Below are 15,433 nucleotides of genomic sequence, written 5' to 3'. Positions count from 1 at the left end.
CGCTACAAAAAAACATCATTCGTAATTAAATCACGACATAATCCGAGCATAAACTGCAGTGCCCGGGAATTTCTCCATTATTTTCTTGATTAATGCCGTAAGAGGAATTGAGAGAATTAGTCCTGGAATTCCCCAAAGAAAACCCCAGAGGGCTAACATAACCAAAACCGTTACTGTATTTATTGAGAATGACTTCCCCATAAGAACGGGTTCAATAATTCCTCCAAACAAGGCCTGAACCCCAGTAATAACCAAAATAAAGAACAACAATGAACCGCTCACATTTAATTCTACGAGCGCAAACAAGGTCAACACCACAACCGAAATTACAGAACCTATCATTTGGATAAAGTTGATTAGGAATGCAAATACTCCCCAGAATATTGGGAAACTCACGTCAAATGCATAACAAGCTAAACTAAAGCCTAATCCTGTGAAAAAACTTAGGATGAATTTCACGACGATAAACTTAAATATATCTTTTTCAATCTGTCTAAACGTTTTCACCGAGGCATAGAGTTGTTTAAATATGAGTAACTGCATGACCTTTTGCATATTTACAGAGCCTGCTAGCAACAACACCATAAAGAAGAGCGTCATTAACAACATACTAACGAAGTTCTTCGCCATGTTTAAACCACTCCCAACATTTCCAAAAAGATTAGAACTTACCTTTTCATCACTCATTAATGCCTGAAGATTCGTCTCTTCCTCTGCAGGTTCAATACCCATCAAATCGACCACAGGAGCCGCAACATCGTTGAGTCTGTCGTTAAATTTATCCATAAAATCTGCATCTGCATTCGCCAACTCCTTTCCTGTGAGTTGAACCATTTCATAGGCTCCTTTAAAACCAGCAGAAACAAGCACAAGAACAACAATTACCCCAATAAAATTTGGAACTCCTTTTCTTTTAAACCACCTCATCAAAGGTGAAAAAAGTAATGCTGCAAATAATGCAAAAGTTAATGGAATAAATATTATTGATAGTACACTTAACAAGTACATTACTAAGGGAACTACTATAATTAGTAGCAACTTTCGGATGGCTAAAAGTTCTTTTCGCATTTTAATTGTTTAGAGAGTTCAATATTAAGAAATAAAAACAAAAGATTGCTTATGAATAAAGTCGCAAATTTATAATTAATGATAATTAATTCTTCAACTTTGTGTATTGCGAATCCACAAGGTCAGAAATAAACAGAATTAAGTCCTCCCGACTAAAGTTTTACTATAAAATACTTATATTTAGCATCTCAAAAAAAGACAACTTGAACCACAAAGTTTTATACCTTTCTTACGATGGAATGACAGACTCACTTGGGCAATCTCAGGTGCTTCCCTATCTTTTTGGATTGGCAGACAAAGGTGTTTGTGTGCATTTGGTAAGCTTTGAAAAAAAAGAGTTTTCCGAAGATATTCCCCGAATAAAAGAACGCTGTGCGGAGAATGGAATTTTATGGTACCCGCAAACTTACACAAAGAAACCACCTTTAATTTCGACTGTTAAAGACATTCGGAAAATGAAAAAAAAGGCTTTAAGTCTGCATGAAGCAGTTGGCTTTGATATAGTTCATTGTAGAAGTTATATACCAGCAATTGTTGGTCGATTTCTACAACGAAAGAAGCAACTTAAACTTGTATTCGACATGCGAGGTTTTTGGGCAGATGAACGCATTGAAGGCGGGATTTGGGACAAAAACAGTCCGATTTTTAAAAGAGCCTACAACTTTTTTAAGAAAAAAGAAATCGAATTTTTTAATGAATCTGATGCCATTGTTTCCTTAACAAATAATGGAAAACAAGAAATAGAATCATGGAAAAACCTTCCCAATCGTTCTGAAATTGAAGTCATTCCGTGTTGTGTCGATTTAGATCATTTTCATTCTGACAAAGTTGATCAAACAGCTCTTGAAGAGAAAAGAAATCAACTTAGAATTTCGAAAGATGATTTCGTTTTGGGCTATGTTGGCTCTATCGGAACTTGGTATATGTTGCCAGAAATGCTAGATTATTATGCTGTTTTACGTCAAAAGAAATCCAAAGCTAAATTTCTATTTATTTCTCGTGAACCAAAAGAAAATATTGTAAACCTCGCCAAAGAAAAAGGCATTCCAGAAGAAGAAATTATCGTTACAGGGACAACGCACAACGAAGTTCCCACTTATATTTCACTTTTCGATTTTTCCATCTTTTTTATTCGTCCAACATTCTCCAAAAAAGCTTCTTCCCCAACCAAACAAGGTGAATTAATGGCACTTGGAATTCCAATTATTTGTAATGCTGGAGTTGGAGATACAGATTTGATTATCAAAGATTCGAACGCTGGAATTGTGTTGGAAAATCTCGATAATGAAAGTTATCAGGCGTGTAATTTAGATCCTTCTGAATACGATAAAGCTGAAATCCGAGCTGGTGCTGAAAAATGGTACAGTTTAAAAAACGGAGTGGAAAAGTATTTTGGGATTTATGAAAGACTGGGCCGATAAAAATCGGCAGGGAGAGATTTTAGGGAGAGGAGCAAAGTGAGACTTCGGCTGCGCTCGTCTCCACAGGGAGAGAATTAAGGGAGAGGGACAGAATCAGAGCGGAGAAAGAGAGAGGAGAGCGTTAATGATGGAAGTTAAAAAGTTAATTTCTCAACTGAGTATTATTACTTACCAAAATATCCATCATATTTATTTCTTTTATTTAGAGTTACAGATTTCAGTTCCACTTCTTTTACTTTTTCAAAATGAATTGAAATGCAAATAGGTGTATATCGTGGATAATGACCCATTGCTTCTGCAATTGGAAAACAAATTAAGGATAAAGTATTATGGTCATTGATTTCAATATTTGTTTGCCAACTGATAATCGGATAACTTATCTCATGAATTATAAATTGAACGATTATTTCATCATCTTTCTCTTGAATTGAAACAATAGAATCTTTTAGCTTTCGTGAGTCATACCATGGTAAGTTAATCTGCTCAGCGTATTCTGAGGATATTTCACAGGTTAAAATGTCCTTTACAATTAATCCATCTTCTTTTAGTTTAGAATGGTTGATGCTTTTATGGAAACTCTCAATTATTCGGGTAGATGTTTTTTGAAAAAAAGTAGAATCTTGATTTTGTGCGTAAGTATTTGAAGAAAGTACAAGGATTAGAATGATTGATATAAATGAGAGAACGGATCTAATCATAATTGTTTTTTTACCTTGTACATTTCAGATTGAAATGGGTTCAATTGTATAAATGGTGAGTTATGAAAAACAATTTAACTCCAACTGAATTGTCATATTTTAATGTGAAATTCGGAATATTTCCGATTATCTACAAATAATTTTACATAAAAATCAATTCTCAATCTCAATTCTACTGTACTCAGAATCATCCAATTTAAAATAATTGGGATTCAATTTTGAAAGATCATAAATTTCCCATCTTCTAAACATGTATTCGGAAGGTAGAATTTTTTCATTGTTTTCTGAGAAATAATAATCGTCATCTACTATTATTGAAACGCATTTTTCATTGTGAATTGAACTAAAAATGAGTGATTCAACAGGGTAAGACCAATTGGCATCGTAAATTAAATCATCCTGATTCACCACGAACTTAGTACCCTTTTTATCTTGTACTACATCCATGATTTCCTTCATTTCATCTAATCGATAAGTGAATTGCTTTCCTCCTTCCCAAATGGATTGAATTCTGAAGAGAAAAACAATCGAAATTAAAGACAGAAAAGAATATTTCAAAATGCGGATGTTTAGAAGTGAAATGCAATAAACAAAAGTGAAACCAGCGAGAAACATTAAGGAGAAATTGATTTGTTCCTTGTATCGAGAAAGATCAAAGCCATACGAGGAAATGTTTACCATTGCAATCAACCCAATCAAAAACAAGGAATAACCGAGTAAAAAGAGGTATTTCTTTTTGAAAATCAATATTCCAATTGTCGACAAAACCAAAATTGCCCAATCCCAATAATTTTTAAAAATGTAAGAAAACCACGATTTTAAATAATTGAAATCGTAGTTATTATTGACTAAATTATTAAGAAAATCCGCTGACTTTCCCTTTTCGTATTCGCTAATCACGAGTGGTTTTAAAAGCACAAACAACACAATTAAACCTGCATAAGGAAGATACTTTTTAATCTTAAAATCCTTTTTTTCGAATGCATAAACTAAAAGTGTGTAGACAAAAAGAATAATGGCGTAAAAATGTGCTGTGATAATAAAAATAGCCAAAATAATCAAAGGAATGTGTTTCCACTTATGTCTTGATTGGGTGAAAATAACGTAAAATAGAACCAGAAGTCCCATGGCATAATAAAATTCAAACATGGGCACAAAGAACCCAGAAGTAATGCCTAAAAGCTGAATAGAAAGCAGCATTAATCCGGCAGTAATATCTTTGAAAACATAGCGACTAATCAGATAAATTGAATAAAAAAACAACACATGTCCGATCGAAGAAAGCAAAACAACGGTTCCCATTTTAAGTCCAAGATTACTTGCTAAAAAAGGCGCTATTTGCGATAAAATCAAAATATACCTGTCGTGTTCAACCCAAAAAGACTCATTATTTACAACACGAAAAAAGTAATAGGAAGCATCAGCTACAAGGCGTTCTTCTCTGTATAAAATTGCCAAAACAATCAGAAGGAAAAAGAAAAAATGAGTCAGTGCATCAATTATTTTAACATCAGCACTTTTATTTTGTAGCGGTTTCAACATGTTTTTCCATAAGGGTTTGTAAGGTGGTAAAACTATGAAATTAATTCCTAAATGCTAATCGTGAACTTTACTGTTAGTTTATTAAGTGCAATGAAAGATATTCTCTTCGATTTGTTAAGACCACTCAATTGTACGTTTTATGGCAAACCAAAGAAAAAAGGTGATATTCAAGAGAGAAACCTTTTTGGTGCACGTTTCTTCACAACTATTCCAATATCTTGCAATTTTCTTCCCAATTCATCATCCTTCGCTATCATTAAGAAATCGTTTTCAAGACCTAAAACGTGCAGCACATTCAAGTAATAACCAATTCCAACTCCTTCATAACCTTTTTCATTTGTCATAAGCTTTAATTATAATTCTATATGAATGAATAATCTAAAAATAAGATGGATAGAAGATTTCATACACAAGGATATAAATAATTGTTTTTCAGAAAAAGGCATAAATAACAATCATTTTTCACATGAAATAATCACTTTTCATGAAAACTCACCTGTACTAACCGTTTTTCACAAGAAAAGGCTCCAAAAATTCATACTGTTTTCTACCCCTTCAAAAACTTCTCAATCTGCGCTTTTATTTCCGCAACATCTTGGTCCATCATGCATTTAAAATGACCTTTCGGACATTTCGCAAAACCTATTTTTGAACAAGGTCGGCATTTCAAGTTTTTTACTTGATGAATAGAGTAAGAATTTGGCGCTTGTGGTCGGTAAGGATACATGCCTAATTCAGGAGTTGTATTTCCCCAAATACTCACAATTGGCAGGTCAAACGCCGCTGCAATATGCATCATTCCTGTGTCATTTGTAATTAACAATTGCGCATCTTTTACCACTTGTGCCGATTCGTGAATTGAAAGTCCACCACAGGTGTTGTTGATGTTTTTATTGGGCAACAGTTTCTTGATTTTATCGGCCTCTTCTCTATCTCCAGGACCACCAACAATTACGATTGGCATGGGAATATCAGCCAAAACTTCCACCATTTTCTCAGCAGGCATTCTTTTAGTTGCAAACTGAGCACCAATGGCCACCGCGATATATTTTTCTTGTCCAGGAAAGCGTTTAGAAAACGATATAAAATCAATTTTTATTCTGAAGTCAATTCCTTTTTCATCATTCTTAACTCCTAAAGGTTTTACGGCTTCAAAATAGCGGTCTACAATGTGAATACCTGGCATTAAATTCCATTTAAAATTCACATAAAGCCATTTCTGCACATTCAATTTTGGAAATGAAAAACTCTCTTTTCGTAAAGCACTTTTGATTTTTGAGGTACGTAAATTCTTGTGTAAATCGATTACATAATCAAAATCAGCAACTTTTAAATCTGCTAAAACCAAGTGATTTTCTTCTCCCCATTCATGAACGAAATCTACATGCGGACTGGTAGCGTAAAGATCTGAAAATTGTTTTTTCGTTAAAACATGTAATTCTACATTCGGGAGTTGTTCCTTAATGCAACGTAAAACGGGACTTGTGAGCACAATGTCGCCGATAGAACTGAAACGAATGACAAGAATTTTGGTCATGCGCAAATGTAATAATCAATCGCGAATTACGAATTGTTTAACAACGAATTGTTTGACTTGGTTTTATTTGAAACGGAGGAATGAATATTCTATTCGGTCAAAAAGGATTTATTAAACAATATTGGGATTGTAGGGGCGGTTTGCGATTTGTTGGGGATGGTTTGCGATTTGTAGTTGTAGGGGCGGTTTACAAACCGCCCCTACACCGCAAAACCCTACGTAATTCTTCCCCAAAAACCAATTTATTTTCAAAAACATTTGCTTTCTAATTAACTTTTTCATTATCTTAATTTAGAGTTGGGTGGAAATTCGAAGCTTTAATTTTGCTGTATCTCCCCTCAAACATTACTTTAGCAACCACCAAGATTTGGATAAAAATAAACGATAATGAAGCAAATTACAGCCGACATTAAGTCTCCTGCAGATTTTACAGAACGATTCATCAATCAAACCAATCATCCTGTGTTTTTAACAGGAAAAGCGGGAACAGGAAAAACGACTTTACTGAAAAAGATTATTGAATCTACACACAAGAATACTGTTGTAGTTGCTCCAACCGGCATTGCCGCCTTGAATGCGGGTGGTGTAACCATTCACTCCTTTTTTCAAATGCCATTTTCAGCGTTTATTCCAGAAATGGGTCAGCCTCCTTTTGTTGGTCAAAGAACTCAGTTCAACACCAAAACTACGCTTCAGCAGCATTTTAACATGAATAAGAAAAAGCGTTCTATCTTTTTAAAATTAGAGCTTTTGATTATCGACGAGGTAAGTATGTTGCGTTCAGACTTACTAGACGCCATGGATTTTATGTTGCGAAAAGTGAGAAGAAATGACACGCCTTATGGTGGTGTTCAGGTCTTATTTATTGGAGATTTAATGCAACTTCCACCAATTGTGAGAAGAGAAGAAAAAGCAGAATTGGACAAATATTATAGAGGAAGTTTCTTTTTTCATGCGCAAGTTGTTCAAGAATATCCGCCACTTTATATTGAGTTGGAAAAGATCTATCGTCAAAGTGATCCGGAATTTATTGAGGTTTTAAATAACTTAAGAAACAATCACATTTCTCCAGAAAACGTTGATTTATTGAATCAATACGTAAAACCCAATTTTGATGCAACGGAGCACGAAGGCTTTATTACGTTAACAACACATAATGCCAAAGCAGATGAAATAAACGATAAAGCGCTGCGTGCATTGCCAGGAAAAACAACGAATTATGATGCAGTAATTACCAAAAAATTCCCTGAATACATCTACCCAATTCCAAAAACAATGGAATTGAAAGTAGGAGCGCAAGTCATGTTTATTAAAAACGATTTGTCGCATGAAAAACGTTATTATAATGGTAAAATTGGAAGAGTTACTGCTTTGTATCCAGATGAAATAAAGGTTTTATTCCCAGAAGAAAACTTAAGCATTTCTGTAGAACAATACGAATGGGAAAACGTGAAATTCTCCTTGGATGAAAAATCTGGAGAAATTAAAGAAGAAGTAATTGGAACTTTTGTTCACTTTCCTTTAAAATTGGCTTGGGCCATTACGGTGCATAAAAGTCAAGGTTTAACATTTGAAAAAGCTGTCTTGGATTTATCCAATGTTTTTGCTCCAGGGCAGGCCTATGTTGGTTTATCGCGCTTGGTTTCTTTGAAAGGATTGGTAATGACAAGTCCAATTCGCTTAAATGGCTTGCGTAACGATCAACATGTTGTGAATTATGCCAAAAACAAGGCAGACCGTGAATTATTGTCTCGTAAATTAGAATTGGGAACGGTAGTTTATTTACAAAATAGATTGACGAAAACCTTCAACTGGGATGCAATGGTTAGTCGCTGGTTATCATTAGAAGCATCACATAAAACTGCTGGTCCACGAAGCGAAATGGCCAAAAACAAAGTGTGGTTTGAGGAGCAAATTAATTCTTTGATGAGCACTTTAGAGCCTTCAAAAAAGTTTAGATCTCAATTAATACGTATTTGTCAGCCCAATAATATGGACATCGACTTGCTCTACGAACGTTATGAGGCGGCCTACAATTATTTCATCAAGATTTTAGAGCCCATTTTTAGAGGAACCATTAAAAAACTCTTGTTATTGGGGAAGAAATCGAATGTTAAGCAATATTCTGAGGATTTAGGCGAATTAGATGACTTGCTCACTGAAACGATTTTAGAACTAAAGAAATCAAGAAAATTGATTCAAAACTTGTATAACGGAAAGGAACTTTCAAAAGAGAACATTTGGGATGATCAGATACGCAACTTTAAAATTGCAAAAGTTCAAGTGGTAAAAGAGGAAATTCGTCGAGAAAACCCTGCTTTAGGTGAATTAGACGACTTCTATGAGGAGAAAAAGGCGGCTACAAAGAAGAAAGAAAAAAGCAGTAAACCAAAAGTTACGACCTTTGACAAGACCTTTGATTTATTTCAAAAAGGAAGAACTATTCAAGAAATTGCTGATGAGCGAGTTTTAACAGAACGAACTGTTTATGGTCACATAGCACGATTAGTTAAAGATGAAAAGCTGGAAATAGACGCTGTTCTTGACCAAGAAAAAATCGAGATCATGAAAGATAAATTAGGAAAAGAACTTGAAATGACTTTATCAGAAGCCAAAGAATTGGTAGGAGAAAGTATTTCTTGGGAAGAATTAAAGATTTATCATGCTGGGTGTTTGAGGTAAAAGCACTGCGTCTTTCATTTTACTTTTTGAATGGTGAAAAGGTTTCGATGTATTTATAAAAAACCGCAAAGCAACAAAGAGAATAAACTCTCTGGCTTTGCGGAATCCACACTACTACATGCACCTTAAATATTTTAACGATTCACATGAATATAACCGTGTCCAGTTATATTTTCACCATTTTTTCCTTCGGCAGAGTATTTTATGAAATAAACTCCGTCATTTACATTGTCTCCATTCCATTCAAAATCTATTGAATCAAAAGCATAAACTTCTACTCCCCAACGGTTCAAAATGAATCCTTCTATCGAAACTACATTCTCAGATGTGATTTTATAAAAATCATTCGTACCATCGCCATTTGGAGTAAAAATATTTGGCAACACCACATAAATATCTCCTGATTCTAGATTAATAATTTTTGTAATTGTGTCTGTACAAACTCCGTTTTCTACAATCAAAGTTACAGGATAAACCCCACCGTTATCATAGGTTTGTGTTTCATCACCATCGAAAGTTGAAGAATTTCCATTCCCAAAATCCCAAAAATAATTTATTCCATTAATGCTATGGTCTTCAAAATAAATGGTCATTGGAGCCACGCCAGAAGTTGTATCTGGAATAAAGTCTGCGATTGGAGAAGGATAAACGATAAGCGAAGTTGACAATGTATCCTTACAACCATTGGCATCTGTTCCGATAACTTGATAATTAAATGTTCCTGCGCTTACTGTAATCCCTTCACCATTTGTTAAAAGTGGTGTCCATTCATAAGTTGCGGCTCCATCTGCGGTAAAAGCAACTACATCTCCAGCACAGGCTTCATTAACTTCATTAATTAATGAAATTGTTGGATTTTCGTTTACATCAATTAAAGTGTCCAAACTGTTTTCACATCCATCACCAGAAATTGCAGTCACCGTGTAAGTTGCCGTTGTATTTATTACAAACGGAGTTCCATTTATTACACCATTATTCCAAGAATAAGTACCCGTTCCATTGGCATTTAACTCTATTGAATCTCCTTCACATGGAGTATTGTCAAATGGATCTAGTGTAATTGTAGGTAAAGGATTAATTATTTGATTATAATCTTGTGGATTATTAGCAGTACAACAATTAATAATACCTGGAAAAGGAGTGAAAGAATAATTGGCATTTGTGCTTGTACTTAAAAATAAAGTATCACCTGTAGATACATTTGTCGCAGTGAACTGATTCGTTCCATCAGAATAGTCGATATCGACTGGGCTTGTTACGTTTAGAACTTCGAAAACAACCCAAGCTTCTTCACCTTCACAAACCGGTCCGCTAGATTCAATAATTTGATAACTTTCATCAATATAACCTATTGTAATATAGCGAGTACTATTCATCGGAATTTGAGTTGTTGAAATTCCAGAAACACTTAATCTTCCGTTATTTTCGCTGAACACAATTCCGCTGGTTTGTGAATAAAGATCAGCGTCAGAAAAGTCTCCATCTAAATCAACCATTAATCTAATTTTTGATAAATCTAAATTGGCAATTGGTGTACAAGGTTCTAACAGTATGTCTACATTAAAATCTTGATTAAATTCTGTATTTGTTATTTTATATTCTCTTGCTAAACGAGAAGAAATAGGACTTGGAGCCTCAGTGTTCGAAGCTACGGAACCACACAAACTAGCAGAATTGTGTCCTACTGTTACATAAGAAATATCGGCATTAAATACACCTAAATTATCTTCATTTGAAATGGCAAGCGCATCAATATAAATTCTAAACTTATCATCGAATGTATGTGATTGTTTTTGTGTTAAATCCTCGATATCATCACGTCCTATTCCGATTACATCATTGTGGTATGTTGGAGTTAAACTAGCGTCCCAAATTACTGTTCCATCAGTTGCAACATAATCTCCATTTGTTCCGCCCCCTTGATTAATCAATGAAACTCCATATTTAATTGCTAAATAAGTATGAACTTTATTCATTTCCAAATCTGTTAAGTCTCTGTTGAAGAAAATAAATTCATGCTGATAACCATTGTATGCTGACGTTCCAATACCTGGATGATACCCAAAGTACAAACCGTCTGAACCTGAAGACTGCGAAGCAACCGATGAACTTAGGAGGTTTCCTTTGCCGTATGCTTTCATACTTGTTGCATTAGAACGGTTTCCTTTATAAGAAATAATACTGGGCAAATTATTTTCAGAATAGTCTCTTGAAGAATTGGTGGAATTTACAAAAGTTTTACCGATTGCCAATCTTCCAACTGCTCCTAAATTTCGACATTGCAAACCAGTGCTTCCTGAGTTGTATAAGGTAATATGACCATTCCCAGAAGGAGGAGTTGGCATATAGTATGAAGAGAAATAAGTTCCCTGGTCATTGGCGTTCAGATTAGTTAATAGCGCTGGTGGATTTGAATTTCCCAAACCTTGAACTGTTGCTAAATTATTTCCTACGTAAGAATTGCCTGAAAAATGAATTGTGCGATTGTAGTTGGAAACATCTCCTGTTGGAGTAGGCTCCAATTGTGGATAAGGCGCTTGACCATCTGTTACAGAAACTGCTGCAGCTCCACTTGGAAATTGCGTTGTCCATGATGTAACATTTCCTGCAGCTAAATCGTCTGCTCGAAACCAAGAAGTTAATCCTGTTGTACCAACCCCACCTGGTGAAATTTGTGCGTGAGAATGAATCGCAGAAACAAGAAATAGAAAACAAATAAATTTATTCATAGATCTCATAATAATTGTGTTTTAGTGTTCACAAAAATATAGAATTGAAATCTGGAGAACAAAAATTCAGCGCCTACAAAAGGTCTACATGAGGCTTTAATACACCTGTTAACAGTGGTTTAAATAGTTTTGAAAATCTTAGGTTTAAAAAAAGTTATATTCTAAAAACTCAGTTGATTATCATTTCAAAAGAACAATATATCATGAGTTTTTATAGTTTTTCCACAAACTCCACCAACAACTTCACGATATTATCATAGGCAGAAAATGATAATTCTTCATAGGTGTCATGAACATCGTGGTAGTTTTTATTGGGTCCCATCGTATAAATGAAAAATGAGGGAACACCGTTCAAATGAAAATGATAATGATCGCTATTTGCGGTTTCACCTCTAGATTTTACTTGACTCAAATAGTTTTTTTCATCATTAATTGCTTTAAATTTCGCGAATTCTTTCTCATGTATTCTTCCATTCACTGCCGTAATACCTTCTTCGCCGCTTCCCATAATATCGAGATTCAGCAAGAATTTTATTTTAGAAAAATCCATCGATTTGTTTTCTACGAAGTATTTTGATCCCACAAGTCCGGCTTCTTCGCCAGCAAATGCAATAAAAACTATGTTATATTTGCTTGGATTCTCAATAAAATAATCAGCCATAGAAACTAACATTGCTGTTCCACTTGCATTGTCATTGGCTCCCGGAAAGTAAGTTTTAGGGCTTGTTCCCATTCCACCCAAATGATCATAATGTGCTGTAAAAACAATGGTTTCTGCTTTTTTTGATTTCTTCTTGGCTGGAAGGTATCCAACTACGTTCTTGCTTTCGAAATTTTTGATGAATTCAGCCTCGATTTTCACCTTGAATTCTGTTTTAGCCTCAATTTTCCCTGATTTTATGTGTAAAACGGGATTTTTCATTTGTGTTCTCCCCACCGACCAAGTGAATTTTTGATCTGTTGAATAAACAACTGCAGCCAGTTCAGTTAAAGAATTAAATTGATGCACGGCATAATAAGATCGCTTTGGAGACATGCCAGTAAGATCAATATAAAAACCGTTTTTCTCACCGCGCCTAACCTGCTCAGCGAATGGAGCTAATAATTGGGTTTGCGATAAAACACTTGTATCCAATTCAACTAAATTCAATTCTCCATCAAAAGAACCGGAAGAAGGATCTACTAAATAATCAATTCCTGGGGTTAAGATTTCATTTCCTGCTTTCACTTCTATTACTCCCGGAAAAGTATTGACATCAAGCGAAAAAGGTTGCAAATAAGAATCGTTTTTCAAAAAAGGCTGCAAACCTGCATTTCTAAATTCGTCTTGAAGAAAATTCGCTGCTTTATTGACGCCATTATTCACGTATCCTCTGCCGTAAAGAGAATCACTGCACAACACCTCTGTAACACGTCTTGCTTTTTCAACTTGTCCAAATGTCAAGAATGAAACTAAAACTCCAAGAAAAAGCAAAAAGGGTTTAGTCAACATATCTTCTGGTAATTAAATGCGCAAATTCATCGACCGAAGCATCTTCTTTATTCCAATTTTCTTTGGCGGCAATTTCACTTAATTTATTTAGCGCCACCTCATTGCTTTCTAATTGATCTAATTCTTCTATGGTCTCATTAAAGTTACTTGCATCGCCAGCAAACAATTCATTGATAAACAACATTCTGTCGTTTAGTCCTATTGCTCCTTTTAAGGAATGAATTTTGGAAGTCCCCAATTTGTCGCCCCTCGCTTCTTTATTGGCTTTTGAAAACCTTGCATAAAAAGAAGCAACTTCAGCGTTGGTTTCCTTTAACACTTCATTTAAGGATGGTTTTGACTCTTCCGATATTGCTACAGTTTCCTCTTCCTTTATTGAAGGTTGAGGAATATGCTCTTCTTTCTGTTCTTCGATAGATTCTCCGTTTTCGACAGTAGACTCAGGATGTTCTGTAGTTGCTTCCACTTTTTTGCTTTCTTCAACTGCTGAGTCAACTTCTGGAGCTGTTTTCTCTTCTACTTTGGCGGTATCAAACCCACCAGAAAAATCAAACTGAACTCTTCCATCATCTTCCGTCACCTGATTTCCAGTTTCGGTTTTCTGATCAGTCTCAGGCTCTTCAATTTGCGCGGATTCTCCTGCCATTTCCTCACTCCAATCTGCTTTCTGCTCTTCAGCTATTTCATGTTGTTTTAGAATTGGCTCATCTTGGCTTTCTGCAACCACTTCTGGTGTTTCATTCCTTGTGAACCCTTCCTTGTCATTTGAAAAAGGCAAAACTGGATTTACCACTTTTTCTGTTGACTTTCCATAAACATTTTCTTCTTTGGCCTTGTACGCCAAAATCACCGCTCTTTCATAGAGTTTTCTCGAAAGTGTTTCAAACTCCTCTAATTCTTCCTTAGATAATTTCGATGTTGAAAGTTGATTGCTTAACTCTGATAATCTTGAGCTAATAGACTGAAGGGTGTCAAATGAATTCATAAAATGATAAAATAATTTGTGATTCAAAAATAATCATAAATGATAACACCTCCTTCCATTAAATGAAAGAAGGTGTTAAATTCTCGTTGCAAGATTTGTTTTTACACGTTTTTACAAAGTACCTCTTAATTCTTGTTCGCGCTCAATAGATTCGAACAATGCCTTAAAGTTACCCGCACCAAATCCTTTTGCTCCCATTCTTTGAATTACTTCAAAGAACAAGGTTGGACGATCTTCAACCGGTTTTGTAAAGATTTGTAATAAATAACCTTCTTCGTCAGCATCAATCATTATTCCCAGTTCTCTCAATTGGTTGATATCCTCTTGAAGTTTATGATCGTGTTTATCTAATCGTAAAGGCACGTCATCATAATATGTTTTCGGAGGTGTACTTAAGAATTCAATTCCTCTTTTGCGCATTTCGGCAACCGTTTTTAAAATATCATCTGTAGCCACGGCAATATGCTGAACTCCTGAACCTTCATAGAAATCTAAATACTCTTCAATTTGAGATTTTTTCTTTCCTTCAGCAGGTTCGTTAATTGGGAATTTGATACGACCATTTCCGTTTGACATTACTTTAGACATCAATGCTGAATATTCCGTTGTAATTTGTTTGTCATCGAAAGAAAGGAAGTTAACAAAGCCCATAACATCTTCGTACCATTTTACCCAAGTATTCATTTCGTTCCAACCCACGTTTCCTACCATGTGGTCGATGAACTTCAATCCAACAGGCTCTGGATTATAATCAGACTCCCACTTTCTAAAGCCTGGTAGAAATTCTCCTTTGTAGTTCTTGCGCTCAACAAACATGTGAACTGTCTCTCCGTAAGTATAAATTCCAGCGCGAACAACTTCTCCGTGCTCGTCTGTTTCTACAGTGGGCTCCATGTAAGATTTCGCTCCTCTTTTCACTGTTTCCTCGTAAGATTTACGCGCATCATCTACCCATAAAGCAACGATTTTTACTCCGTCACCGTGTTTCTTTACGTGCTCTCCAATTTCTGAATCGCTTTTCAAAGCTGTTGTCAATACAATTCTAATTTTGTCTTGTTTTAAAACATAAGAAGCTTTGTCTTTTACACCAGTTTCTAAACCTGCATAAGCATGAGATTGAAATCCGAAAGCTGTTTTATAAAAGTGAGCTGCTTGCTTTGCATTTCCCACGTAAAACTCAACATAATCTGTTCCCAATAAAGGAAGAAAGTCTTGTGCTCCGTCAAATATTTTTTCTAATCCGTATTCTACATTCTTAATATCTTTTGCCATTGCAATA

Annotated in this window: 11 protein-coding genes; 2 read left to right on the top strand and 9 right to left on the bottom strand. The window is 35.1% G+C overall.

Annotated features, from left to right (window positions below):
- Positions 1-30: 30 nt before the first annotated feature.
- Positions 31-1,068, bottom strand: coding sequence for an AI-2E family transporter (locus DIT68_RS09870; RefSeq protein ID WP_109359639.1), 1,038 nt, complete (start codon positions 1,066-1,068; stop codon positions 31-33).
- A gap of 203 nt (positions 1,069-1,271) precedes the next feature.
- Here DIT68_RS09870 and DIT68_RS09865 point away from each other — a divergent pair, with 203 nt between their 5' ends.
- Positions 1,272-2,489, top strand: coding sequence for a glycosyltransferase (locus DIT68_RS09865; RefSeq protein WP_146194181.1), 1,218 nt, complete (start codon positions 1,272-1,274; stop codon positions 2,487-2,489).
- A gap of 164 nt (positions 2,490-2,653) precedes the next feature.
- Here the strand turns inward: DIT68_RS09865 and DIT68_RS09860 are convergent, their stop codons facing one another.
- The 4 genes from DIT68_RS09860 to DIT68_RS09845 all read right to left on the bottom strand — a co-directional run bounded on the left by DIT68_RS09860 (position 2,654) and on the right by DIT68_RS09845 (position 6,266).
- The gene (locus DIT68_RS09860; RefSeq protein ID WP_109359637.1) at positions 2,654-3,187 is read right to left on the bottom strand and encodes a hypothetical protein; all 534 of its coding nucleotides are present in this window, start codon (positions 3,185-3,187) and stop codon (positions 2,654-2,656) included.
- Positions 3,188-3,340: 153 nt separating this feature from the next.
- A complete protein-coding gene (locus DIT68_RS09855; protein WP_109359636.1) occupies positions 3,341-4,729 on the bottom strand; it encodes a hypothetical protein in 1,389 nt (462 codons plus the stop codon).
- 167 nt (positions 4,730-4,896) lie between these two features.
- Complete coding sequence (locus DIT68_RS09850; protein WP_199223411.1) at positions 4,897-5,073, bottom strand: hypothetical protein; 177 nt, start codon at positions 5,071-5,073, stop codon at positions 4,897-4,899.
- A 203-nt stretch (positions 5,074-5,276) separates the two neighbouring features.
- The gene (locus DIT68_RS09845) at positions 5,277-6,266 is read right to left on the bottom strand and encodes a glycosyltransferase family 9 protein (RefSeq protein WP_109359635.1); all 990 of its coding nucleotides are present in this window, start codon (positions 6,264-6,266) and stop codon (positions 5,277-5,279) included.
- Positions 6,267-6,653: 387 nt separating this feature from the next.
- On the opposite strand from DIT68_RS09845, the gene DIT68_RS09835 reads away from it, so the two are divergent.
- The gene (locus DIT68_RS09835) at positions 6,654-8,948 is read left to right on the top strand and encodes a helix-turn-helix domain-containing protein (RefSeq protein ID WP_109359633.1); all 2,295 of its coding nucleotides are present in this window, start codon (positions 6,654-6,656) and stop codon (positions 8,946-8,948) included.
- 134 nt (positions 8,949-9,082) lie between these two features.
- Here the strand turns inward: DIT68_RS09835 and DIT68_RS09830 are convergent, their stop codons facing one another.
- The 4 genes from DIT68_RS09830 to hppD all read right to left on the bottom strand — a co-directional run bounded on the left by DIT68_RS09830 (position 9,083) and on the right by hppD (position 15,426).
- Positions 9,083-11,686, bottom strand: coding sequence for a T9SS type B sorting domain-containing protein (locus tag DIT68_RS09830; RefSeq protein WP_109359632.1), 2,604 nt, complete (start codon positions 11,684-11,686; stop codon positions 9,083-9,085).
- A gap of 202 nt (positions 11,687-11,888) precedes the next feature.
- A complete protein-coding gene (locus tag DIT68_RS09825) occupies positions 11,889-13,169 on the bottom strand; it encodes a M28 family metallopeptidase (RefSeq protein ID WP_109359631.1) in 1,281 nt (426 codons plus the stop codon).
- The gene (locus tag DIT68_RS09820) at positions 13,159-14,154 is read right to left on the bottom strand and encodes a hypothetical protein (protein ID WP_109359630.1); all 996 of its coding nucleotides are present in this window, start codon (positions 14,152-14,154) and stop codon (positions 13,159-13,161) included. The genes DIT68_RS09825 and DIT68_RS09820 overlap by 11 nt, the downstream gene beginning before the upstream one ends.
- Before the next feature lie 111 nt (positions 14,155-14,265).
- Entirely contained in the window at positions 14,266-15,426 is a 1,161-nt protein-coding gene (hppD, locus tag DIT68_RS09815) for a 4-hydroxyphenylpyruvate dioxygenase (RefSeq protein WP_109359629.1), read from the bottom strand.
- Between the last annotated feature and the right edge of the window lie 7 nt (positions 15,427-15,433).

Origin of the sequence: Brumimicrobium oceani, from assembly GCF_003143775.1 — a bacterium.
Classification (GTDB): Bacteria; Bacteroidota; Bacteroidia; order Flavobacteriales_D; family Crocinitomicaceae; genus Brumimicrobium; species Brumimicrobium oceani.
This window is presented reverse-complemented; position numbering and strand designations above follow the sequence as displayed.